22 protein-coding genes and 2 pseudogenes are annotated in these 22539 nt (G+C 45.2%); 4 read left to right on the top strand and 20 right to left on the bottom strand.

Annotation, left to right across the window (positions count from 1 at the left end):
• The first annotated feature begins 187 nt into the window (after positions 1 to 187).
• A pseudogene (locus tag BLO51_RS31015) lies at positions 188 to 887 on the top strand (transposase).
• Positions 888 to 1050: 163 nt separating this feature from the next.
• On the opposite strand, the pseudogene BLO51_RS31185 reads toward BLO51_RS31015, so the two are convergent.
• A pseudogene (locus tag BLO51_RS31185) lies at positions 1051 to 1734 on the bottom strand (helix-turn-helix domain-containing protein); the annotation flags it as partial.
• Between the two features lie 169 nt (positions 1735 to 1903).
• On the opposite strand from BLO51_RS31185, the gene BLO51_RS13390 reads away from it, so the two are divergent.
• From BLO51_RS13390 to fliD, 3 genes are all read left to right on the top strand, one after another.
• Positions 1904 to 2098 carry a hypothetical protein gene (locus BLO51_RS13390; RefSeq protein WP_090672399.1) on the top strand — a complete coding sequence of 65 codons (195 nt, stop codon included), beginning with the start codon at positions 1904 to 1906 and terminating at the stop codon, positions 2096 to 2098.
• A gap of 59 nt (positions 2099 to 2157) precedes the next feature.
• Entirely contained in the window at positions 2158 to 4092 is a 1935-nt protein-coding gene (locus tag BLO51_RS13385) for a glycosyltransferase family 2 protein (protein WP_167670196.1), read from the top strand.
• Between the two features lie 96 nt (positions 4093 to 4188).
• Positions 4189 to 6060, top strand: a complete 1872-nt coding sequence (gene fliD, locus BLO51_RS13380; protein WP_090672393.1) for a flagellar filament capping protein FliD — start codon at positions 4189 to 4191, stop codon at positions 6058 to 6060.
• Positions 6061 to 6116: 56 nt separating this feature from the next.
• On the opposite strand, the gene BLO51_RS13375 is transcribed toward fliD, so the two are convergent.
• From BLO51_RS13375 to BLO51_RS13285, 19 genes are all read right to left on the bottom strand, one after another.
• A complete protein-coding gene (locus BLO51_RS13375; RefSeq protein WP_090672390.1) occupies positions 6117 to 6488 on the bottom strand; it encodes a hypothetical protein in 372 nt (123 codons plus the stop codon).
• Positions 6485 to 6874, bottom strand: coding sequence for a flagellar export chaperone FliS (gene fliS, locus BLO51_RS13370; protein WP_090672387.1), 390 nt, complete (start codon positions 6872 to 6874; stop codon positions 6485 to 6487). The genes BLO51_RS13375 and fliS overlap by 4 nt, the downstream gene beginning before the upstream one ends.
• A gap of 6 nt (positions 6875 to 6880) precedes the next feature.
• Positions 6881 to 7255 (bottom strand): flagellar protein FlaG, encoded by a 375-nt coding sequence (locus tag BLO51_RS13365; RefSeq protein ID WP_090672384.1) that lies wholly within the window; start codon positions 7253 to 7255, stop codon positions 6881 to 6883.
• 58 nt (positions 7256 to 7313) lie between these two features.
• Complete coding sequence (locus tag BLO51_RS13360) at positions 7314 to 8375, bottom strand: glycosyltransferase (RefSeq protein WP_090672382.1); 1062 nt, start codon at positions 8373 to 8375, stop codon at positions 7314 to 7316.
• Between the two features lie 66 nt (positions 8376 to 8441).
• Positions 8442 to 9248, bottom strand: coding sequence for a flagellin N-terminal helical domain-containing protein (locus BLO51_RS13355; RefSeq protein WP_090672379.1), 807 nt, complete (start codon positions 9246 to 9248; stop codon positions 8442 to 8444).
• Between the two features lie 141 nt (positions 9249 to 9389).
• On the bottom strand, positions 9390 to 9617 hold the full coding sequence (csrA, locus tag BLO51_RS13350; protein ID WP_090672377.1) for a carbon storage regulator CsrA: 228 nt from the start codon (positions 9615 to 9617) through the stop codon (positions 9390 to 9392).
• Positions 9611 to 10042, bottom strand: a complete 432-nt coding sequence (fliW, locus tag BLO51_RS13345; RefSeq protein ID WP_167670195.1) for a flagellar assembly protein FliW — start codon at positions 10040 to 10042, stop codon at positions 9611 to 9613. The genes csrA and fliW overlap by 7 nt, the downstream gene beginning before the upstream one ends.
• Positions 10043 to 10091: 49 nt before the next feature.
• Positions 10092 to 10658, bottom strand: a complete 567-nt coding sequence (locus tag BLO51_RS13340) for a DUF6470 family protein (protein WP_090672372.1) — start codon at positions 10656 to 10658, stop codon at positions 10092 to 10094.
• A 19-nt stretch (positions 10659 to 10677) separates the two neighbouring features.
• The gene (flgL, locus tag BLO51_RS13335; protein ID WP_174551245.1) at positions 10678 to 11574 is read right to left on the bottom strand and encodes a flagellar hook-associated protein FlgL; all 897 of its coding nucleotides are present in this window, start codon (positions 11572 to 11574) and stop codon (positions 10678 to 10680) included.
• Between the two features lie 19 nt (positions 11575 to 11593).
• Positions 11594 to 13207, bottom strand: coding sequence for a flagellar hook-associated protein FlgK (gene flgK / locus BLO51_RS13330; RefSeq protein ID WP_090672368.1), 1614 nt, complete (start codon positions 13205 to 13207; stop codon positions 11594 to 11596).
• 28 nt (positions 13208 to 13235) lie between these two features.
• Positions 13236 to 13736, bottom strand: a complete 501-nt coding sequence (locus tag BLO51_RS13325; protein WP_090672366.1) for a flagellar protein FlgN — start codon at positions 13734 to 13736, stop codon at positions 13236 to 13238.
• A 19-nt stretch (positions 13737 to 13755) separates the two neighbouring features.
• Positions 13756 to 14019 (bottom strand): flagellar biosynthesis anti-sigma factor FlgM, encoded by a 264-nt coding sequence (flgM, locus tag BLO51_RS13320; protein WP_090672363.1) that lies wholly within the window; start codon positions 14017 to 14019, stop codon positions 13756 to 13758.
• 92 nt (positions 14020 to 14111) lie between these two features.
• Positions 14112 to 14537, bottom strand: a complete 426-nt coding sequence (locus BLO51_RS13315; RefSeq protein ID WP_090672360.1) for a flagellar protein — start codon at positions 14535 to 14537, stop codon at positions 14112 to 14114.
• Positions 14538 to 14647: 110 nt separating this feature from the next.
• The gene (locus BLO51_RS13310) at positions 14648 to 15427 is read right to left on the bottom strand and encodes a ComFC family protein (RefSeq protein WP_090672357.1); all 780 of its coding nucleotides are present in this window, start codon (positions 15425 to 15427) and stop codon (positions 14648 to 14650) included.
• 17 nt (positions 15428 to 15444) lie between these two features.
• Complete coding sequence (locus BLO51_RS13305) at positions 15445 to 17307, bottom strand: ATP-dependent helicase ComFA (protein WP_090672353.1); 1863 nt, start codon at positions 17305 to 17307, stop codon at positions 15445 to 15447.
• 31 nt (positions 17308 to 17338) lie between these two features.
• On the bottom strand, positions 17339 to 17737 hold the full coding sequence (locus tag BLO51_RS13300) for a hypothetical protein (RefSeq protein WP_090672350.1): 399 nt from the start codon (positions 17735 to 17737) through the stop codon (positions 17339 to 17341).
• Positions 17738 to 17826: 89 nt separating this feature from the next.
• Positions 17827 to 18552 carry a response regulator gene (locus BLO51_RS13295; protein ID WP_090672347.1) on the bottom strand — a complete coding sequence of 242 codons (726 nt, stop codon included), beginning with the start codon at positions 18550 to 18552 and terminating at the stop codon, positions 17827 to 17829.
• Between the two features lie 5 nt (positions 18553 to 18557).
• Complete coding sequence (locus tag BLO51_RS13290; protein WP_090672344.1) at positions 18558 to 19712, bottom strand: sensor histidine kinase; 1155 nt, start codon at positions 19710 to 19712, stop codon at positions 18558 to 18560.
• Between the two features lie 88 nt (positions 19713 to 19800).
• Positions 19801 to 22422 carry a stalk domain-containing protein gene (locus BLO51_RS13285; RefSeq protein ID WP_090672341.1) on the bottom strand — a complete coding sequence of 874 codons (2622 nt, stop codon included), beginning with the start codon at positions 22420 to 22422 and terminating at the stop codon, positions 19801 to 19803.
• Positions 22423 to 22539 lie beyond the last annotated feature (117 nt).

The following is a 22539-nucleotide window of genomic DNA, read 5'->3' as shown; positions in this document are numbered from 1 at the left end:
AATCATTTGTCTTAATTAGTATATCGTCCAAAACTAGTCCAACTTTTATAGGGTATCTTATTAAATTAAAGACATTTCACCCCGTATTCGAAAGTACGACTCTATGAAAACGTGAAAAGGGCTCCGGATCTTTGGTAGAATGGTGTTTGTCGACACAACATCAGCCAAAGAGAGGAGCACCTTTAAGGTGAAGTCTATCACATCCATTAGTAAAATCAAGAGCGAATTTTCACTGCAAAATGCAACAAGCTTTGGAAGCGTCAAAATCTTTCTAGCCTATCTCGAAAAAATCAAGCTAGCGCAAGCGATGAGCAGCCTCTCCGGCGGCAAAGCGCACAACTCGATTTTCCCTATTCATCGCATTCTGCTCTATCTCGTCGTAGATTAGATGCTTGGCTGCGAGCGGATTTTTCATTTTTGCAAACTGCAAACATGACGTCTTGCTTAATCGTTTCCTGGGCGGGCGTTGTCCGCATCATAGCCTGTTGTATAAGGAACTGGGAAGGCTAGGCCGGTCGTGTTCGCAACTAGCGACTGAGCTGCGGGCGCTCAATCAGGAAATCATCCGTCCCTGCTTGCCGGTTAACATCATTCTCGATCTGGATTCCACAGTAGAGACGGTTCGCATCGCCACAAGCGATTTTGAAGCAAATGAACTGGACTTGCTGATCAAACTGCTTGCCTATAACCTGTTTGAACGCTTCAAGCGCGATTGCTGCGAATCGGTTCATCAGAGATACTCAATTGCCAGATTCCGCTTGGAATTCTTCCACTGTGCCGCTACGATCATCCACCATAGCCGAGCCATTGTGCTCAAGCTGGCAAAAGACGTTGCCAACCGGTACGCATGGAAGCGTATCGAGGCGAAGATGGCCCTACTGGAATGACGATTCCCATAATCTAACACGGAAACCGCACAGCCTCTTGAATGGGGAAGGGGAAGAACTATCCGCAATTTATGAAGTAGACTCTAACACGCTGGAAAATACCCTTCTTTTTACAGTGTGTATGACGTTCGTTTTATGTACGAACCTTGCTACAAAGCTCTTTCGACATGTCCATGCAGACCTCCGTAATGTTTTCTACTTTGCCGCCATGGGTTTCCAGTTGCTTTTTACTACTCATCCCATATTCTGGAATTTTTGCCTTTGGTTACGCAGATGACGTTCTTTTGCTCCGGATCTATGAAAATGGTGATGTAATTATGCCCGCGTTTAGCGGACGTTTCGTCTGTGTTGATCTTCGTCACATACGAAAGATCCTGCGCCGCAATGGCGTTATCGACGTAGTGATGCAAAATCCGCCATAAGCGAGTGTCGTGCTCACCGACAAATCGGCTAACGGCATTCATCGGCATATCTTTGGCCAGTGCAATAATAAGCGCATCGAAGTGCAGGGTGAAATAGTGCTTCGGTTTGTTCAAGGCCCACGGTACGTTTACTCGGGTAATGGTATTGCACTTGCCACAATTCGTTCTGGGAAGCTCAGCATGAATGTAACTCGGATATTCGAAGAAATTGAGATGACGCCATGTGCGATCATGATTGGCGATATCCCGAACGGGTTGGTCCGGCGCCCCACAATTCGAGCAAGGGAACAAGGCTCTTTTGCGAAACTTGACATACACGTCTAACTGTTTGGCCTCTAGGCTGAAATTGACGCGATGATATACCACGGCTCCGGAATGTGAAGCAGTACCTCGAGTTGGCCTTCCTTTAAATTTGCTGCAAACATATGAAAACACCTCGTCCTCAACCGGTCCTTTAATTTCCAATATTGACAGATGTTCGCATTTATAACGGCGAAGAAGCTTATTCTATAATAATTCGCTATATCTATTATACAAATTTAATAAATAACCGATATTATTTTTAGTTTGTATACCATCGGAGGGTTAACAATTATGAAGCGGATTGCTGTAAGTGTTATAGATGCAGGCAACATGGGAATTCACCACGTAAGAAACTACCATTATCTACAACCAGTCGATTTAGTAGGTGTCGTTGATAAAGATCCCTTCAAACTTCAAGAAATCGAGAAATATTTTAGTGTCCTCATTTATACCAAATTTGGAAACAAAGTCAAAAAACACAATTAATAATTAAAATGTGTCTGATGACGTATTACAACTCTACAGTCTTTTTTACAGGAGGCACCATGGAAAAACTGTTATCCTTATGTATGATTGTTAAAAACGAAGAAAAAGTGCTTCGTCGGTGTTTAGAGAGCGTTAAAGATTTAGTGGATGAAATTATCATTATAGATTCAGGATCTACGGATACTACTAAAGAAATTGCCTTGGAGTATACGGACCACATTTATGATTATGAGTGGACTAACGACTTTGCAGCAGCTCGTAATGAAGGAATCCGCCGCGCCACCGGAAAATGGATTCTCATTTTAGACGCCGATGAATACATTCAAAATGAACAACATCAAGAATTAAAAGACATCCTTAGAAAGCATAGTCATTCTCCAGAGGCTATAGGAATTACATTCTCCATTTTGAACTATTTGGGTGCAACGGAAGCCGAAAGTACTGGATTCATGGAATCGCATTCTATCCGGATTTTTTTGAACGGTCGCGGTCTATTATATAAAGGCGCTATTCATGAACAAATTGTGAGTCCGACCGGAGCATTTGAGACCTACTCACACTCTTTCTATATTTATCATATCGGTTATACCGATCAAATAAACCAAGAGAAAGACAAAGCCACTCGTAATATTACTATTTTTAACGAATTAAAAAAACGAAATCAATTAAAAACCCCTTATGACGATTTTACTTTAGCTAATGAATATGCGAAATTGCGAGACCTGCCTAAGGCACTGTATTCTTATGAAAAAGCTTACCGTCGTTGTAAGGATAAAAATAACTACTGGATCCCTCACTGTGCGGATCGCCTCATTACGGTATATAAAATCCTTAAAAAATATAAGGAAGCTTTTCAACTTACTGAGGAATGCCTGGAGAGATGGTCGGAATATCCCGATTTTCATACCATTAAAGGAATGTTACTTGATGTATTTGGATTTGAAAAAGCTTGCCAAAACAAAATGGAGCAAAGCATTCGAATAGCCGAAAATTTAGAATCTCAAAACGAACAATATTGGAAAATTCATCTTGACCACGGAAAGTTTCTCCCTTATCAAAAGCTAGCCGAAATATATTATAAACAACGAAATTTAAATAAAACCGTATTTGCACTAACTAAAGTTTTAAACATAGATCGTAATCAATTTCAAGCCTTATATAAGCTGGCTCATCTTTTATCATTACAAGAAGCTGATAAGGATACGATCGCTTTTTTCGAAAAGCTGTACTCTTCGAGCAAAGCATCCAATTGTTTGTTGTTATTTCAAACTTTCTTGCTCCTGGGAAAAGGCACTCTGACTCAGCATTATTACAATCTCTGCATAGAACATAAACTCTTACTCTCAGAAGCAGACATACTTCGCTATTACTTACTTTTGAACGAACCAACTTCGTTTCAAAATAAGGTACTAGAAATGAATTTTGGCATCGCCTCTGACGAAGCTTGCAAGCTTTTACTTCTGGCCGCGTTAACTTGGCAAGATCCAGCCTATCTTATACCTCTTGCCGATCTGCCAGAAGAACGGGCTCGTCTATATAATTTAGGCCAAGCTATTTTTGGTTCCCAAAACGAAGATATTTTAGATCATGAGGACTTACTTTATACAATCCTTATAGACCTGTTTACCGTACAGTCTTACGAAGCCTACGACTTATTAATCAATCAATATGTAAAACCGTCTCTCCTAAATAAATTAGCACATTATTTTTATAACCAAAATTATATTGAAATGGCTATCAACTATTATTCCATTTTAATAGAAAACCACGAAATGGAGGCCATGGGTTATTACAACCTTTCCTTGGTTCATCTTTATGAAGGCAAACCGCAGGAGGGACTGCATTTTCTGAAACAAGCTATTGAGATAGAGCCAGGACACCTCCCTTTCTATGCAACTTGGCTGGAGCACTGCACGGATCCTGAGCTTAACGCGAAATATCGCGAAAAATTTAATAATTTAGTTCCAAGCTGCAGACATATTAATTTTGCTTAACCTTGGTAAACGGCTCCACACAACTTAATAAAACAATGCAAGATTCCGATAATTACAGTAAGGCTTTTATATTTTATATCTAAAGGAGTGATTATCATGGTAACAAGAATATCAAGCCTAAACTCAGGTATGGACATCGACGGGTTAATTGCAAAAATGATGACCGCAGAACGGGCACCAGTAGACAAACTTAATCAACAAAAGCAATCATTAACATGGAAGACCCAAGCTTACCGGGATATCAATACGAAAATAGCTGCTTTCCGCGATTCTTTGTCAACTTTGCGCTTCGGAAGCTCCACTGCGTGGAACCCAAACACAGTATCTTCTGCGAACACCAGCTTGGTTGAAGCTTCAGCAGGCGGGAATGCTTCCGCTGCAACACACAATATTGTCGTAACCCGGCTTGCAAGCGGAGGAACGCTATCTAGCGGGGCACCTGTATCAAATTCTTCTTTAACTTCTGATACTATTGCCCCAGTTAGCATTGCAAACTCAAGTAATAATAACAAAGTAAATATTACAATTAATGGTGTGACTAGAACTGTTACGATTGCTGATGGAACTTATAATAACTCCAGTGACCTCGGCGCCGCTTTACAAACTGCGATTAATTCAACATTCGGGGCCAATCAGATTAAAGTAGACACAACTACTGCTTCAGGGAAAATTATGCTTACTACCGGGAGTATACCAGGATCTACAGCTCAAATTACTGTTAACACATCTGCCGGTAATACAGGCATTAGTGCCCTTGGCTACACCGATGGTTCAAACAACAGAATTGATCCAAAAGCTGTGCTTAATACACAAGTTGGTAAAATTCAAGCTGGCAGCATTTTCACGGTTGATCCAAGCAATACGCAGGGAAGCTTCACCGTAAACGGGCAAACCATTACGTTCGATACATCCACCGACTCGTTAAATTCAATTATTACTAAAGTAAATAGCTCTAATGCAGGCGTTACAATGTCCCACGATTCGGTTTCGGACCGTATTGTTTTAAACACGAAGGATACCGGTTCTAGCGCAACCATAAGCATTGCAGACGGAGCAAACAGCAACTTTGTAAAAAATCTACGCTTAGATGTTACAGCTGCTGCTCCCGATAAAGCACAATACTCCCCAGGCCAAAATGCTCAGGTGTCAATCGATGGAGTAGCAGCTGAATTCACATCAAATTCTTTTACAAACAACGGAATCAATTACACACTTAAAAACGTTACTGGTGCAGCCGGCGTCACCGTTAGCAGCAGCCCGGACAAAGATGCTCTTTACAATAATATCACGGATTTTGTAAACAAATATAATGATCTCCTGAGTGCAATCAATACTTTGATTAATGAACCCAAATATCGGGATTTTAAACCTCTTACCAGCGACCAGAAAAGCCAAATGAAAGATTCGGATATAAAAAACTGGGAAGAAAAAGCAAAGAGTGGGCTGTTAGGCGGGGATGCCATGCTTACTAAATTCCGCGACAGTCTGCGGCAGATTGTTTATTCCACTGTGGAAACTTTACCTTCAGCTAATAACGCGCTTTATAAGATTGGCATCACAACGCAAACTTATGTACAAGGCGATGCTATTAATGCAGGTAAACTAAAGGTTGATAGTAGCGCATTAAAAGCAGCCATTGCACAAAATCCACAAGGAGTTATTGATTTATTCACTCATACATCGGCTACTGGTAAGGCTGGCGAAAAAGGGATCATGCAGCAGATATATAATACAGCCAATACGACCGTTAGTTCGGTTATAAAATCGGCCGGTGGTGCATCCAATTCTTTTGACAATGCTTCATTCCTTCTGGGCAAACAAATCAGCGACCTTACTACCAAAATCGCCTCATGGCAAGATAAGTTAAACGCTAAGGAAAAATACTACTACAAGAATTTCGCTAAAATGGATTCTGCCATCGGTAAAAGCAATTCTCAAATTTCTTGGCTACAAAGCCAGATGAGATGATTGTAATATCAAGTAAAAAAAGATGTTCCCGAAGATTGCTTGCGGGAGCATCTTTTTTAACGTTGCCGATCTACAAAAAAACCTTCGGTTTGTGAATAATTGCTTTCGTACCTTTGTTTCGTTATTGCTGCATTTCTAAATTCTTGAATTTTATTTGAGTATTCCATACGTAGCCTATACAATCTGTCTACAAAAGCCCGCTCTTCTTCCAAGCATTCATTGATTAAGCTTAGTAATTCTTTTGGAAGATCGACTTTAGAGATCTCCAGCCGAAGATCACTAGCCAGTGTCCGAAGATCGGCTTGTTGCAGCTGCAATTCTTCCAGACGCTCTACGTCATCTTCATTTTGCAAATCAAGGATAGCCATTTGTTTGGAATTACTTTTTAGTTGTAGAAAAACTTCTTCGAGACGAGACCATTCTTTCATACGGTTACCTTAGTGCCATTCGTTTTGGCTTGCTTTAATGCTTGGACCCATGTATCTCGCAACTCTGTCATTAGTTCAATTACATCCAAAATACAACGTGTATCCAAGCTCATATTCCCTTTGATCAAATTGTTTTTCATAAACTCGTATAAACTGTACAAATTACGGGAGATATCGTAGTTCATATCAAGAGTTATAATTAATTCGTCTATAATATCCAATGACTTCTTAATATATTCATTCTTACCTTCGAAGTCTTTTTGCTGAATACTATCTAGTGCTTGCTTCATAAACTTAATACATCCGTTATAAAGCATCAAAGTAAGTTCACCCGGATGAGATGTATTAATCTGCGTTTTCAAATAGATATTGTTGGCTGGATTCATAACTGATTACCTCTTTTCATCAACAATCTTTCCGTTTATTTCTTCCAGCTTGTCCAATAATTCTAATATTTTCTCCGACGGAAATTCGCGAATCACTTCCTTCGTTTCGCTATTAATTAACTTTACAACGATATCGCCATGAGACTTATGGATACTATATTCTACATGACTTGGAGTACCTGCAAGTGCTTTATTTACACGTTCAAGCGCCTTAACCAAAGCTTCTTCAGAAATGGAGAGCTCATACTTTTCTTTACGCATTAAATCTTTGGCTGATTCGTGAGACACGTGTTTAATACTTTCAGCCTCAAAATTACCGCTTATTGTCGACAAACTGGCTGAATGAAAAATTTGACTTGTATTAAAAGATTGGATGGTCACTATGTTTTAACCTCCCAACTGGTTTATAATATATATATCGAAATTTAACAGCAAATTTTTAAGGTTTTTTCAAATTTTGTAGTCTTTCTATGGCAGGATGAAATTCGTGCTGTGCAGATTGCCTGTAATGCTTAATAGCCATTTCTCTATTGCCTGTTACTTCGTAATAAACCCCCAAATTATAAGCCGCCTTAAAAGAGCCTACCCCCTTGACAGAGGAATATTTTTTTGTTTCTCCTATCTTTATTGCTTGAGAAAAATAGGCTTCTATCTCTCGAATTCTACCAGTGTCCATTGCAAGCAAACCAAGTAAGAAAAATATATCCGGATAATCCATGTATACGTTAGTAAAAGGCTCAAGCAGTTCTTCCGCTAGCTTACTTTGCCCTATATCCTTTAGTATATAACCCAGCATCACTAACATTACCGGGTAATATAAGTTATTCTGTTCGTTCACTGCCAAACAGCGTTCTAGCGCGTCCAATGCTCGTTCTTTTTCTCCGATAGAAAAGTATAGCTTACCTAATTGATAAAGCATATAACCGTCGTCCGGATTTTCTAATAAACATTGCTGATATAAATCTAAATACCTTTGAGCTTTACCTCCATTTTGATATAATTCTTCTTCATAACCATAATGATAGATAGTTACTCCCGTGTTCTCAAACAGTACGTCCTTGCCCTGCTGGCAAAGCGTCTCATGAACTTTGCCTTGATAATAAAATGTACTAACGTCGTTGGGAAACAATCGAATTGAACGATGTGTATGCCATTCATCTTTGATCCAATTCTCGACACTTACCGTTCCTGCTTTTCCAGGAAAAACTTCTACAAATTCGCGAATTTGTTGTTCAGTATGATCTGCAAGCACTTCATCTGCGTCTAATATCAGGATATACTGGCCACTTGCAAAGGACATCGAATAATTTCTAGCCGCGGAGTAGTCTTGAATCCAATCGAAATATTTTACAACAGCACCGTTTCGATTAGCGATTTCAACAGTCGCATCTTTCGATCCGGTATCCACTACAATTTTTTCGTAGGAGTCTGGGATGCTTTGAAGCGCACGTTCGATGTTACATTCCTCATCTCGCACAATCATACAAACACTGACCAACATAGTCACAACCTCCGATTGTAAAAAAGAAGCCCATTGAAATCAATGGGCTTCTTTTTTATCCACAAATTAACGAAGCAGTTGAAGTACGCCTTGAGGAGCTTGGTTCGCCTGAGCCAACATGGACTGTGCAGCTTGTTGCAGAATGTTGAACTTGGTATAGCTCATCATTTCTTTAGCCATATCGGTGTCACGAATACGGGATTCCGCACCTTGCAGGTTTTCAGCCGTTGCGCCCAAGTTATTAAATACATGCTCCAATTGGTTTTGAGTAGCACCCAGCTCGGAACGGGAGGTGTTGACAGACTCGATAGCTTTATCGATTTTACCCAATTCAGCTTTAGCGGTAGTTTGGTCAGTAATTGTACCGATAGCCAATGTGTCAAGCTTAATTCCGCCAAGTTTTACTGTTACTTTTACACCACTATCAACACCAGTTTGAATATCAACATCAGTTGCACCGCTATCAAGCAAACTAATACCGTTAAATTTGGTGTTTTTTGCGATATCGCTAATAGCACCCGTCAACTTGGTATACTCATTGTTGATTGCAGAGATGTCGGTAGAGTTATAAGTACCGTTCGCTGCTTGCGTAGCCAATTCCTTCATACGAGTCAGCATGTCGGACACTTCGCTCATTGCGCCCTCTGCCGTTTGTACCAAGGATACGCCGTCTTGAGTGTTACGTTTTGCTTGATCCAAGGACTTGATTTGGGAACGCATTTTCTCAGAGATCGAGAGACCAGCAGCATCGTCAGCAGCGCGGTTAATACGGTAACCGGAAGACAATTTCTCGCTGGATTTACCTTGCTGGATGTTGTTGAATTGCAGGTTGCGGTGTGCGTTCATTGCGTTAAGATTGTGGTTGATAATCATTTCGTGTTCCTCCCTGAATGTTTGAATTTCCACTTCCATGTGGAGTAGGCTTAAAGCCTTACAATATATATATCGGTGGATCTATTTGATTTGTTTAGAGCTTTTAGTCATTTTTCTATTTTAATTTATTGACATGACATTTCATTTCGGACGAGTTATTTTTTTTAACTCCGCTAGATTAATTCGGGGACTTGCCGCTTCGCGGTTACTTTGCTGAACGGCAAGATATACTTCCTTCCTTAGGACGTTTACCTCAGAGGGTGCCACAATTCCGATTTTCACCTGATCCCCGTCAATTGCGGAAATAACGATTTCTATATTATTATTTATAACAATTGATTGTCCTTTCTTTCTTGTCAGAATCAGCATCCTTTCTCCCCACTTTCTGCAGGCAGGTATTTAAACAATGGTTCTTTGGTCCGATAGTTGCTTTTAGGAGGGAGAACAATCTGTGTACCTTTCCCGTTGGTTACGTTAATGATTAGCGGCGCCAACAGATTTAAAGTTGATTTACTAAATGGATCTTGAATGGTAATAATTCCAATTACTGCAACTTCTTCTGGGGATTTTATACCTAATTTTTCTCTTGTATTTTCCTCAACTTCAAAAACATAATCTGGATAAATGACAAAAGGATTAATAACTAGAAAACCGATACTTTCATCATCTTCGCTTTGCAAATAGCCATACAATTGTTCCTCATCTACAACCGAAAAACGAAACCGATCGAAATTTTCAAATCCAAGTACGCTTCCTTGAAACGATATGGATTTGTTGTGCAGTACACTAAGCATGGGCACCCTCCTAATAAAACTTAATGCTATAGCTTTAGCTATAGCATTATTATCTATACCAGTCATAAGTGGTAACTTGTATATCGATCCAATTTCGCTGTTTCAGGTAAACTTCAACTCGCCCCGGGTTATATTCGAACTCGGGTTTCATTGGTGTGTATTGAATGTCAGGCTTAACGGGTTCAATATGGGTGACAGCAGGTTTAGGCTCATATTGAATTTTAACATTAAAATAGGACGCCGGGCCAACATACTCAATCGAACTTTCGTTAGATAAAGCATTTTGCGCTAATTCAGCAAAGGCATTGCGCGGGTTGGTGATTTGTGCCATCCGGTTGCCGTCTTCAACTATTTTGGCTATGCCTTGCAGTACGATGTTAGGAATTTGACTATATATGGAATTTAACCATTCCATATGAGGACCTGAGCCCAAAGCAGACCAAGCCGCTGACGAATCGATTAGCAATTCACCAGGTTCAGAATGAAAATCCATTTGTGCAGGTTGCTGATCAATGGACAACTGTCCCATAGGAGAACGGATATCAACGGAAGCGTTTTGAGTTTCTATGCCAATTTGTCCAAAACCTTGGCGAATGGAAAGGCGAAGCTGGTTCATGGGACTATCCTCCCGTTGATTACCTTAAGTAATCTAATAAACTGGGTTGAACGATTTTAGCACCCACAGAAAGAGAAGCTTGATAAATATTCTCGTCTTGTTTTAAAGCGATAATCGTTTTCGGCATGTCAGCATCTTCTACCTTACTATCCAATGCAGTCAAGTTTTGAGTTAGATCTTCCAAACGATTATCAATTAAGTCGACTCGGTTTGCCCGAGCCCCAACCTCTGCACGCATATCCAAAAACTTAGTGAAACGCGTGTCAAGTTTATCCATAAAAACCCTGGCTTGCGCTTGATTTCCAGAAGAAAATGCATTCTGGAGTCCTTTCAAGACAGCAAACATATTATCCCCATCGTTAGGAGATCCGAATGCCTGTTCTCCAGTAATATTAATTGGAAGTGTGATGCCCGCTCCAAATTGAAAATTAATATTTTGAATATCTGTCTGATCCGAAGCGGCGCTTGCAAGGGAATAAGGTTGCTTATCAGTAAACTGACCGTTAAAGATATATTTCCCGTTCATTTTGTCGTTTCCAAGCATTACGGCCTGCTCGTAGATTTGACCCATTTCTTGAGCAATAGCATTCAACGCAGATTGCGGGTTAGTCCCATTCACCCCTTGCGTTGTCAGTTCCTTCGCTCTTTGCAGCAATTCGCCGATCTGTCCCATTACCGTATCGGTGTGGTCTAAGAACGACTTAGCCATATCCACATTTTTCTGGTACTGCTCATTCATAGACAATTCGCTGCGATAACGCAATGCATAAGTGATACCGACTGGATCGTCGGAGGGCTGGTTGATTTTCCTGCCCGTGGATAACATATCCTGATTATTGCTCATCCGCCTTAAATTATTTGTAATATTCCCGAGAACCTGAGAGTGCATCATATTTTGAGTAACGCGCAATGGCACAGGCTTGACCTCCTCATTATTATCTTCCGACTACTCCAGTGTTGTTAATCAGCCTATCAAGAACCTGATCGAAGGTCGTCATAAATCGAGACGCTGCGCCGTATGCATGCTGAAACTTAATCATGTTGGACATCTCTTCGTCAAGCGAGACCCCGCTCACGGACTGCCGTCTGTCCTCAATTTGATCAACCAAAGCCTTTTGATTATCCGTTTGGCGGGAAGTCGTTTGCGCTTGAACGCCCAATTGACCGACAATGGAGCGGAAGTAATCATCCAGGGTACCATTCATAATCGATGGCGCGCCATTGGTGGTTCCTCCATTGTTAAAAGAAAACTTCGAATCTTTCAACTGTGATATCAAGAGAGCCAACGTGTTATTACCTTTGACTGCCGTTTCGTTCGGGGCTGTCCCCGTCGTTCTCATGGAAGTGGCAATATAATTTGGATCGTTCGCAATGACCGGATTGAGTTGAAAAGTAGCTGCCGTAACCGTAGCCCCCGCCTTAGCCGTAAAGAAATCTACTCCCTTAGCAGCAGGTGTTGCAAAAGTATAACCCAGTTTGTGTAACCCGTTGATCCCTTGGACCATAACCGTCAAATCGGAAGCCAATGTACGGTTAGCCACAGGGCCAGAATAAGTTACCGGAGTATACGCCGGACCGGTCGGATTATTGGTGGGGACCATCACTACGGAACCGTCAGGGATAACGGACCCGGCTGGAATTGTGATTTGCACTTGGCCGTTAGCGATGGAATTCGCAAGCGTATCCAACTGCTGCTGATAATCGGCAACATAACGGTCTCTGGAAACAATCATGCCATAGACCTCACCGCTATTTAAATCTCCACTGTTCATAGCAGTTGCAAGTGTAGCCGCGGTAACAGCGGTCTCGGTTTGGCCTGTAACCAAGTTGGTATTCCCCATGTTAATGGTATATCCTTGCGGAGTTTCAACAACAGAGATATTTACGATTTTGGATAATTGATCCGTCAATAAGTCGCGCTGGTCCCGCAAATCGTTAGCATGATCTCCAAGTCCTTCAATTCGGAAAATTTCATTATTCAAAGAAGAAATTGTGCTGGTCAATGAATTGATTTGATTTGCTTTGACATCAATGTTACTAGTCAAATCATTACTTAAATCACTCAATTGCTTGCTGGTCGCGTTGAAAGCATCTGCCAACGCATTGGCGTTCTCCCGGACAAGCTTGCGTCCCGATACGTTCTCCGGGTCTTTGGCAAGATCGGTCCACGACTTCCAAAATTTATCCAACACGGAACGTATACCCGTATCCGTTGGCTCATTTACAATCGCTTGGAGCTTATCCAGCGTATCATTTTGAATCGAGTAATTCCCAAACTGTTTATTTTCATTGCGAAACTGATCGTCCAAGAACCTTTCGCGGATTCGCGTAATCGATGTAAATTCTACACCTTGTCCCATCTGCCCCGGAACGTTGCTACGCATCATCCCCGGATATTCGAGCGGTCTGGAAGCGACCATATTTACTACTTGGCGGGAATAACCCGGTGTATTTGCGTTCGATATGTTATGTCCCGTTGTGGTAAGAGCAGCTTGCTGCGTGAATAAAGCACGTTTCGATATTTCAATACCGGTAAAGGTGGAACGCATGGACTCTCATCTCCTTCGCAGCATCTGATTATGCCTTGGCGTCAAATAATCCTTTTCGATTGGAACCCGAAGTAGTCTGATTGGGATTCGAATAAATCAGTTCATCTCCGTCAGAACCGGACATGATATCTATCGAATAATTAATAAACGCGAGCGACTGCTCGATCATCTGTTGATTTAACTCATTGTACTCCCGCAGCTTACGGATGGTAGCCAGCAACTGCTTCTGGGAATCGACCAAGGTTCGCTTCTCCTCGGCGTTAAATATGATCTTGGTCAAGTCGCTGACTGTCACCCGCGGATTCGGTTTGTATCCTTTTTCGATTAAGAAATTACCGATCGCATCCACCCGCTGCTGGTCCAATTCCCCAATCCGCTTGAGCAGCTTATTTTCTTTCGTTACGATTTGCGTCAACTGCTCCACTTGATTGTGGATAAGCGCATGCTTTTTCTGCTCCGCCAGCTCCAACAAAGTGAGATGTACATCGTTCAGTTCGGACATGGTCTGCAACACGGCTTCAAAAGACATGGCTCTCCACCTTCAAAAATTATTTCAAAAACGGGAAAATTTTCTCGGCCAGCTTGCGCGCATCAACGACGTACGTCCCTGAATTTACGGATTGCTTAAGCTCTTCCAGCTTTTCACGGCTGGCTCCCGCTGCTTCCGTTCCCAGAAGTTCTTTGGCTTCGCTGGATATCTCAACCTGGTCTTTTTGCTTTTGTTTCTTCCCTGCGGCAAATGCCTGCTGAGCTTCCTGATTCCTCTTATATTGATTCACGGCACCTACCTGATTCGTTCCATTAATTTTCATCAAACTCACCTCGATTAACTACATAATAAACCCACCGATTCAGCGTTATTACTTTTATCGGTGGGCGGATTTTAAAAGTTTAGATGTATTCGTTATTTTGTTCGATCCTGCAAGCGGTCTTTAATAAGAAAAGAAGCATGCTTCCCTTGCTCGGCCTGCTGCTTTTTGCGCTGTTCGTCTTCGGCCATGTTTCGCGCTTCCTTCGTCAACCGCGCCCGGCACGCTTCACACATGTTGTGCTCGCGAATCTGCGCTCCGCAAACGTCGCATTCGTAAGTCATGTTCGGATTATTTTTTATCGAAATGCGCCCTTCACGGACAAACTTCACGATTTGTTTGACCGGTACTTCGGTCGCATCGCTTAATTCTTGTATCGAGCAAGCGCGGTTCTCACGCAAATATTTTAAACACGTCTCGTATTGCTTCTCCATTTCCCGAAGGCAATTCGGACACAAGCCGTAATTGTTTTTCATGTATATTTTTCCGCAGCGGTCGCAGTTTGCTACATTCAGACTCATGTTCATTCTACTCCTCTCAAGAGCAAGGCCTAATATTCCTAATATAGCTGAAATTATCGAAGTTTGCACTTCATTTTTTGTCGGAAACTGGACGTTTGCCGCAAACGAACTTACCTGGCCCAACTAATGCCGCACACCTCCAGAGGAAGAACCGTCTTCAGCGCCCTTGCGCATTCGTTTAGCGTGCTTCCGGTCGTGTACACGTCGTCGATCAAATAAACCCTTACTCGCCCTTGTCTGCATGCTGCCGCCACTTGGGAAGCAGCCCCCGGTTCCAGTGCAAAAACGCCTTGGAGATCGTCCAAACGTTCCATTCTTCCTTTGAAGCTTTGTTTGTCTGTATGTCTCGTTCGCAGCAGCAGCGGGAGAACAGGCAAGCCCGTCAGCCTTCCCAGCTCAGAGGCCAACTGTTCAGCCTGGTTGAAACCGCGTTCCGCATATCGCTGCTCACTCAGGGGCACGTAAGAGATGAACTCGGAGGCAGGCTTCCCGAAGTCCGCACCGCCGGACGGCCCTTGCCGATGCAGATGATAGGCGTGCAGCAGCATCGGGCCGAGTACGCTGCGCAGCGATTCTTGGCCCCGGTATTTATACTGTCCGAGCCATTCCTTCATTCGTTCGTTATAACGAACAGCGCTGCGGTTCTGGTCGAAGTATGTAGTCGTTCGCCGGGCGCAGTCGGGACAAGCTTCATAACGGCCGCACTTGGCGCAGCGAACTTCATGAATCCACGGGATCGCTTCCCAGCAGCGCCGGCAAACCGGCAGCTTACGGGTTCCGTCATTTGGCGCGCCGCAGGCGACGCAAGACACCATTTTGGAGGCCAGCAGCGATTCCGCCCCGTTCAGAAGTCGGCGAACCCACTTTCCGGCTTGTTCGGTCCAACTCATCGTCCGTACCCCTTTTCTCAGTCGATATAACCTTTTTTCCGTGCGATGACGTTCATTTCGGCAATTTGTCGCCTGGCGTGCAGTTGAGAGCGTGTTTTTTCTTTGGCCGCAAAATAAACTCGACCTCGGGGATCTTGCGCGGATCTTCCCGCCCGTCCTGCCATTTGCACAAGCGCCGCCGAATCGAACACCGGGGAATCGGCATCGAGAATAAATACATCCGACTTCGGAATCGTCACTCCCCGCTCCAAGATGGTCGTGGTGACCAGCATCCGAATCGAGGTTGCTCGAAAATCGGTGACCTTTTGCGAGCGGTCGGCGTCTTTGGAAGAAGTGCCTTGAACGTTGACGGAGGAAAACGATTGTCGAAGTAAAGCCACGAACGGCTCGACCATGGCGATCTTCGGGACGAAGACGAATACTTGCGCTCCCCTCTCCAATGAGGCGGCCAAGTGTCCCTTTAGCTTGGCGTTCAGCCCGTTCTGGGCCAGCATTTGACGCAAAGGCGGACACGTGAGAAGCGATGGCTCGGGCAGCGGGTGACGATGGTACCTTGCCGCTACTCGCGCATGAGGCAGCCGATTGCGCTTTACAGCCCGCTGCAGCTCCTCCGGCGGTGTCGCCGACAGCAAAATGTACGCTCCGCCTAAAGCGCATACCTTTTCAGCGGCATAGATCAGCATCGGATTATTATGGTACGGATACGCGTCGATTTCGTCGACGATGACCAAATCGAACGCATGCCGGAATCGCATCAGCTGATGCGTCGTCGCTAAGGTTAGCTCGCCTTGCTCCCACCGCTGCTCGCTTCCGCCATATAACGTGACAACCTGCGTATGCGGAAAAGCTTTCTCCAGCCTTGGCTTCAGCTCCAAGACAACATCGCGACGCGGAGTAGCAATGGCAACCCGGCCTCCCCTAGCCAACGTATATTGAACCATCGGAAAAATCATTTCCGTCTTCCCGGCTCCCGTTACAGCCCAGATAAGGAACCGCGGCGCAGTGGGACTCTGTGCTTTTCCGTTTGAAAGGGACTTATTTGCTTTCAAAAATTGCAACGCCAAACCCGACGCTTCCGCCTGCACATCACTAAGCCCCCACGCTTGTAAATAAACTTCCATGGCTTCATCCGCCAGTAGCACTTTGTTCATGTCGGAAGTGCTATTCACCCGAACGATCGGAGTACAATACCGCGCTCTTCCCATGGTCAAACAAGCTTCACAGTAAGCGCACGGTCCGCCGCAATCCGCACAATGCGTCCAACGAACTGGCGATGCCTCGACGCCTGCCTGTCCTTCGAACATTCCTTGGCTTCCGCAGCGCTTGCACTTCCCTTTTAATGTCTGGGGCAGCAAGGACCACCGCCGGCCTTCGTTTCGATCTAACTCCACCCCGACTTCCAGCTCAATCCTCCCCTGAATCCAAGCAAGCTGTAAAAAGTATGTCGGTGATTCGGCCACAGCTTGACTCCCTTCATGCTGCATCAAGCCCATAAACTCTTCCATAAGAAGGTACCGGCCTTTCAGGGCCAGGCACATGGCATTCATCGTCCTATTAGCAAAGATTCTGGCTTCCTCGGACAACCCCTCTGCCGTCCCGTTCCACTCCCAAAGCTTCCAATCTGCCACGGCCTCCGGATAAAGGCCAATCTCACGGGCAGCTGTTCGCAAGCTTTGCAGCATGTCTGACGAGGACGGAGATGCTTTCATCTTGCGCTTAATTTCACAGGCTTGTCCGAACGATAAGGCGGGTTCCAGCACACGCAGCTTGAAGCGGTTACCGGCTTGATCCGTCCAGTAATCCCGGTCGGCCCGCATATCCAAGGAAACGTGCCAGGAACAACCTTCTGCCGTCGTTACGGCATATACGAAAGCTTTCATGGATCACCTGGTTCGAATTATTTTTTTACGATTACATGTATTTGAAAGCGATTTCTAAACCTTCATTTTGGTTAAGCCGGACCACAACCACCTGTTCATCTGCATGCTTCAGGACCCAATCATCCAAGTCCCGTTCCGCCATCGTACAGATGCTCAACTGGTGCTCCAGACTTAACCTTCGGGCAATCTCCAACGTGTCGTCCGTCGAACCTTTATCCGCCAACGTCACCGATATCACCTTGCCCTTCATCCATGAAAAAAAATACAGCGAGCGAAGATACCACTCCACCTGCAGCTGATTATTGTAGGTTTGCAGCACGTAATGCGTCGTTCGGGGCTTTCCGTATCGCCTCCACTGCCGATGGAGCCAATGGATGATGGCGAACCCTGCGGCGTAGCAACCGATAATCCAAGCCAAGCCTAACATCATAGCGGCTCCCTCCCTTAACAGCAGTATATGCCGATTGAAGGGAGATGGTTCCTGCCAAGCCTGAAAGAAAGACAGCTATTGCGAACCGCTTACAGCGTCACCCAGCCATTTTTAATCGCGATAATAACTGCCTGCGTCCGGTCGTCAACTTCCATCTTCTGCAAAATGCTGCTGACATGATTTTTAACCGTTTTCTCGCTGATATACAGAAACTCACCGATCATTTTGTTGCTTTTGCCTTCGGCCATTAAGCGAAGCACTTCCGCTTCCCGGCGGGTCAGCGGGCTGTTGTCCATATGCACGTACTTCACGCCTGCTTCTTTCGACGTCGCGCCGGAGCCGGCTACGCCCTGCTCGTCCAAATACGTCATGCGCCGAAGCTGGTTGATGAGTTTCCCGGTCACTTTCGGATGAATGTAGGCATGCCCGGCCACAACCGAACGAATCGCGTTGATCAAAGATTCCGCTTCCATATCTTTCAACAGATAACCGGACGCCCCTTTACGGAGTGTCTCGAAGACGTAGCTCTCATCGTCATGAATCGAAAGAATTATCACTTTTATGTCCGGAAAAATATCCTTTAATTTCTCCGTCGCTACGACACCGTTCTCTATAGGCATGTTAATGTCCATCAAGACGATGTCCGGGCTCAGGGTATTACAGAGCTCCAGTACCTGAATGCCATCGCCGCATTCACCGACGACCTCCAGATCGCTCTCCATATTTAAAATTCGTTTGACCCCCTCGCGAAACAGCTGGTGATCGTCTGCTAAAACCAGCTTAATCGGGCGTTTGGCGCTGCCCATAATGTCCATATTGATTACTCCTCCTTAGATTCTGACTTGATCGGGATGACCATGGATAGTTTTGTTCCCGCCCCCGGCGCCGATTCGATATCCATACGCCCCTCAAGCAGCTCTACGCGCTCGCGCATGCCCATTAAGCCGTAATGACTGCCGCGTGCAATCTTCTTGTCGATATTGTCGGTGATGAAACCAACGCCATTATCGGATACGGATATTTTAATCATCTGCTGCTGGAACGTAAGCTCCAGTGAGACATGGGAGGCTTCTGCGTGCTTGATGACGTTAGAGAACGCTTCCTGTACCAAGCGGTATAGCGCTACCTCCATACCGGAAGGCAGGCGGACTTCTTTTCCCACCAGTTCGATTCTGGTGCGAATTTTCGTTCTCTCCTCGTAATCCTGCACAAACTTACGCAAGGTGGGGACTAATCCGAGGTCGTCAAGCGCCATGGGACGAAGATTGAAAATGATCTTGCGAACCTCTTCAATCCCGCCCCGGACACCCGTTTTCAAATCATTCAGTTCATCTTTTACGGCATTATAGGCCTGCTTGGCCAGCATCCGCTCGGTAATTTCGGTGCGAAGGACCATGTTTGCCATATTTTGCGCTAGACCGTCATGAATTTCCCGGGCAATTCTCTTTCGTTCCTCTTCCTGTGCCAAAATGATCTTAAGACCCAGCAGCTGCCGGTTTTTGGCCGATTCCAGAAGACGTGTCACTTGATTGAGATCGCCGGATAAGTACTCAAGCACTACATTGAATTGAGAGACTAAAGACTCTGCCCGCTCCAGCTGTTTGTCGACATTTTTCAACCGCTTCTGCAGGTCGTCCCGTCGCGCTTTCAAATGCAGCTCTTTTTCCCGGTGAATGGCCAGTTGGGCTTGCAGTTGGGTTGCCGCCTCGTAAGCCGCCCGAATATCTTCCTCATTGAAGCGCTTGAAATCGCGGCTCACTTCGGTCAAACGAACACGAGAGCGTCGATACTCTACCTCGAATCGATCCACCGTATCGATCATGCGGCCCGTTTCTTCAATCACCGATTGCAATTCCTTGTTCAGCGCTTCGCGCTCGGCCCGGACGCTCTCACAGATTTCAAAAATTTGGTACTTGCTGTTTTCCATGACATCAATGGCATTTCTGATGACGCGGTCAAAAACGTCGACTTGCATCCGGACAAAGCTCCTTCGCCATTTTTCTCGGACGTACTAGCAATATAGTACCATATTTTCGGAAGATTGTGAGAGCATATAGCACTAATTATTGCAGGGTGATTTGCTGGGTTTTCCCATCCCAGGTTACTTTCCAGCCCAAGTTCTCAGACAAAATACGCAGAGGCACCATCGTCAAATCGTTCATAATGACCGGCGGCACTTCGGCCGTAATCCGCTTCCCGTTCGCAATCAGGCCTTTGTTATCGATCCACAGGTCGATCATTTTACCGCCTCGAAGGACCGTCACCTTACGCTCGTTCGGGTCCCAACTCACCTTTCCGCCTAGTGCATCCGTAACAAAACGGATCGGGATAAGCGTATTCCCCTCCGTGATGACCGGGGCTTGTTCCAGTGTCATCGCTTTGCCGTTAACCGTCACGGCCTTTTTGTTAACCGTCAGCTGGACGGAATTATTCGATGGCTGCTGTACCGCGCCGCGGTATGTAAACGTAATATCGTCGATGCCGATCTTCCCTTTGGCTGCCCGTTCGTCCTGCCCGATTTCCTCATTTACAACATAGACGCTCTTGACGCGAATCGGATAGCTCAGCTTCAAGTCCGTTAGATCGGCAGTAATTTGTTTCCATCCGTTCCAGTTTATATTTCTCGCGAAATCAACATAATGAATTTTACCTGCATTGTCAAGCAGCTCCGCACGCAGCCAGTTCAAGCTCTCGTCGCCGTTGACTCTCATTTTCATGTATTGCGGCTGGCCCTCAATGAGAATGTTGGTATCCATCGTTGCATAGGCCCATTTGGTGCCTTTTCCTTGCGTAAAGTCGTAGTTAAGCTCCAAATATTTATTGCCGTTCGTATCGGGCACAGTGTTGACGGAAGAAGTCACTTCTTTCGGCTTCACATCCGACATCGTCAATACGGACTCTTTGTCCAGATCATACCATACCTTATCAATTCCGACAGGAATCGTCGTCGTCGTGCTGAAGCCGTCATATCGGGCGATCAGGTGCGCGCCGCCCGTGCTTCCCGCCAAGCTTGTGACCTTCAGTATACCATTCGTAATTTCGCCCTGGATGCCAAGCACTTCCCATTGAATGAGCTCGGGCGGAACTTCTCTCGTTTTGCCCGACGTTGTCGTCGCCACGACCGGCAGCTTGTACGTTTCACCTTCGGACAGCGCGAGGTTGTCAGACGTAATTTTCATGCTGGTCAGCTGATTCCGGCCCACGACTTCAACATCCGCCGTCGAGGTGCCTTGACCCGACACCGCTGTTACTTTGCTTATCCCAGGTTGGTTTGGCGTAAATACGTTATCCTTGAACGTACCCTTATTGCCGGCTACGCTCCACTGGGCCGTAATTTTATCGGTGTTGACCACCGGGTTATAATAGACATCGTAGGCTTTAAAACCAAGCGGAGCCTGCTCGCCGACAAAAAGCACGCTTGGCGCCTGAATAAACAATTCCTTCACTTCGCCCTGCGGCGCTGTCGAGAATACCCCTACTCCGTTCACGACCTTCCGCTGAATTCCGGTTTCGGTCTTATTTACAAGCACCGGCGTCATTTCGCCAAGCGGCCGGGCTGCCATCTGCGTGGAACCGCCTCCGTCAAGGTTTAGCCCTTTCCATACGCCAACTTGAATCATGAACTGCTGCAGCTCAGTCATCGATAAGCCTTTGCTGTCGCCGCTGTAGTCCGCCGTAATGACGTAGGCCGTCTTCTGGTCCTTGGAATAGCCAAGCACCGTCCTCGAACGTGTGCAGCAAAGATCGTTCACCGGGCGAGAAAATTCCGATGGCTTGCCTTCATCCACCAAAATCGTGTGACCGCCGATCATCATTTTGAACGTACTCGCATCATACTTCTTGTTCGGGTCCTGGGGCAGGATTTGGTAGTCTGCCTTCAGCGGATCGCCTACTTTGACATGGGTTCGGATAAAATCGGCAGCTTTGCCCGATGCACGCAAAATATACCCGTCTTTCGGAGCAATCATATTAATAATACTGCTATCTACAATTTCTTTCACAATCCCGTTTTGAACCAGGACTTCCGTAGGAACGGTCACGCCGTCATTGGAACGATCCACTCGTCCCCAAGCGTTCGTATACATGAACAAGCCGTCGATATGACTGTGCTCGCCGCCGGGCTCGAACCAGTAGTATGTTTTGTTAATCCCGCCAAGCGCATAGCTTTGCCCGTCTTTCGCAATAATCGAGCCTTTAAACGTAAATAGGTCCACAATAGGATTGTTGTCCTTATCCAACGCAAACGAGTAGAAACCCGGCAAATACGGCGGCGTTGCCATTAACTGCCCGTTGGCAATCTCTGGCCCCATCGGGACACCTTCCGCCTGAGTGTTATAGAAGTCGCCGTTCACCCCTGCGACGGCTTTCGTTTCCTTGGCCATGTCCAGCACGCTTTGCTTGCGCGTAAACTGATTCTCGGTCCCTGACATGACATCCAGTTTGACATATGGATTCGTCAAATCCACTTCCACGACATTCGCATTGACTTTGACGTCTTTTTTGCTTCTCGTAAACTGCCATACATATTTTTTTAACACGGCACCGGTCGTCAAAATTTCTTGGCTTACCACTGTCGGAGCCGAATCCGCCGCTTCTGCTCTATAGGGTACCGACCATGTGGACAGCAGCAACGACACTGCCAAAACGGCACCCGACAACTTCCGCCATTTCTTCTGCACAATCACGTATCTGTTCTCCTCTCGTATTCCACTCTCCTTGTATATAGACTCAATGAATATCTAAAAAGTTACGGTAATAACAGGTTATAAAATTCGACAAATATGCAAAAAGACGATCCGTGT

Origin of the sequence: Paenibacillus tianmuensis, assembly GCF_900100345.1 — a bacterium.
GTDB lineage: Bacteria > Bacillota > Bacilli > Paenibacillales > NBRC-103111 > Paenibacillus_G > Paenibacillus_G tianmuensis.
Note: the sequence above shows the minus strand (reverse complement) of the source record. Positions and strands in the feature narration are given on the sequence as shown.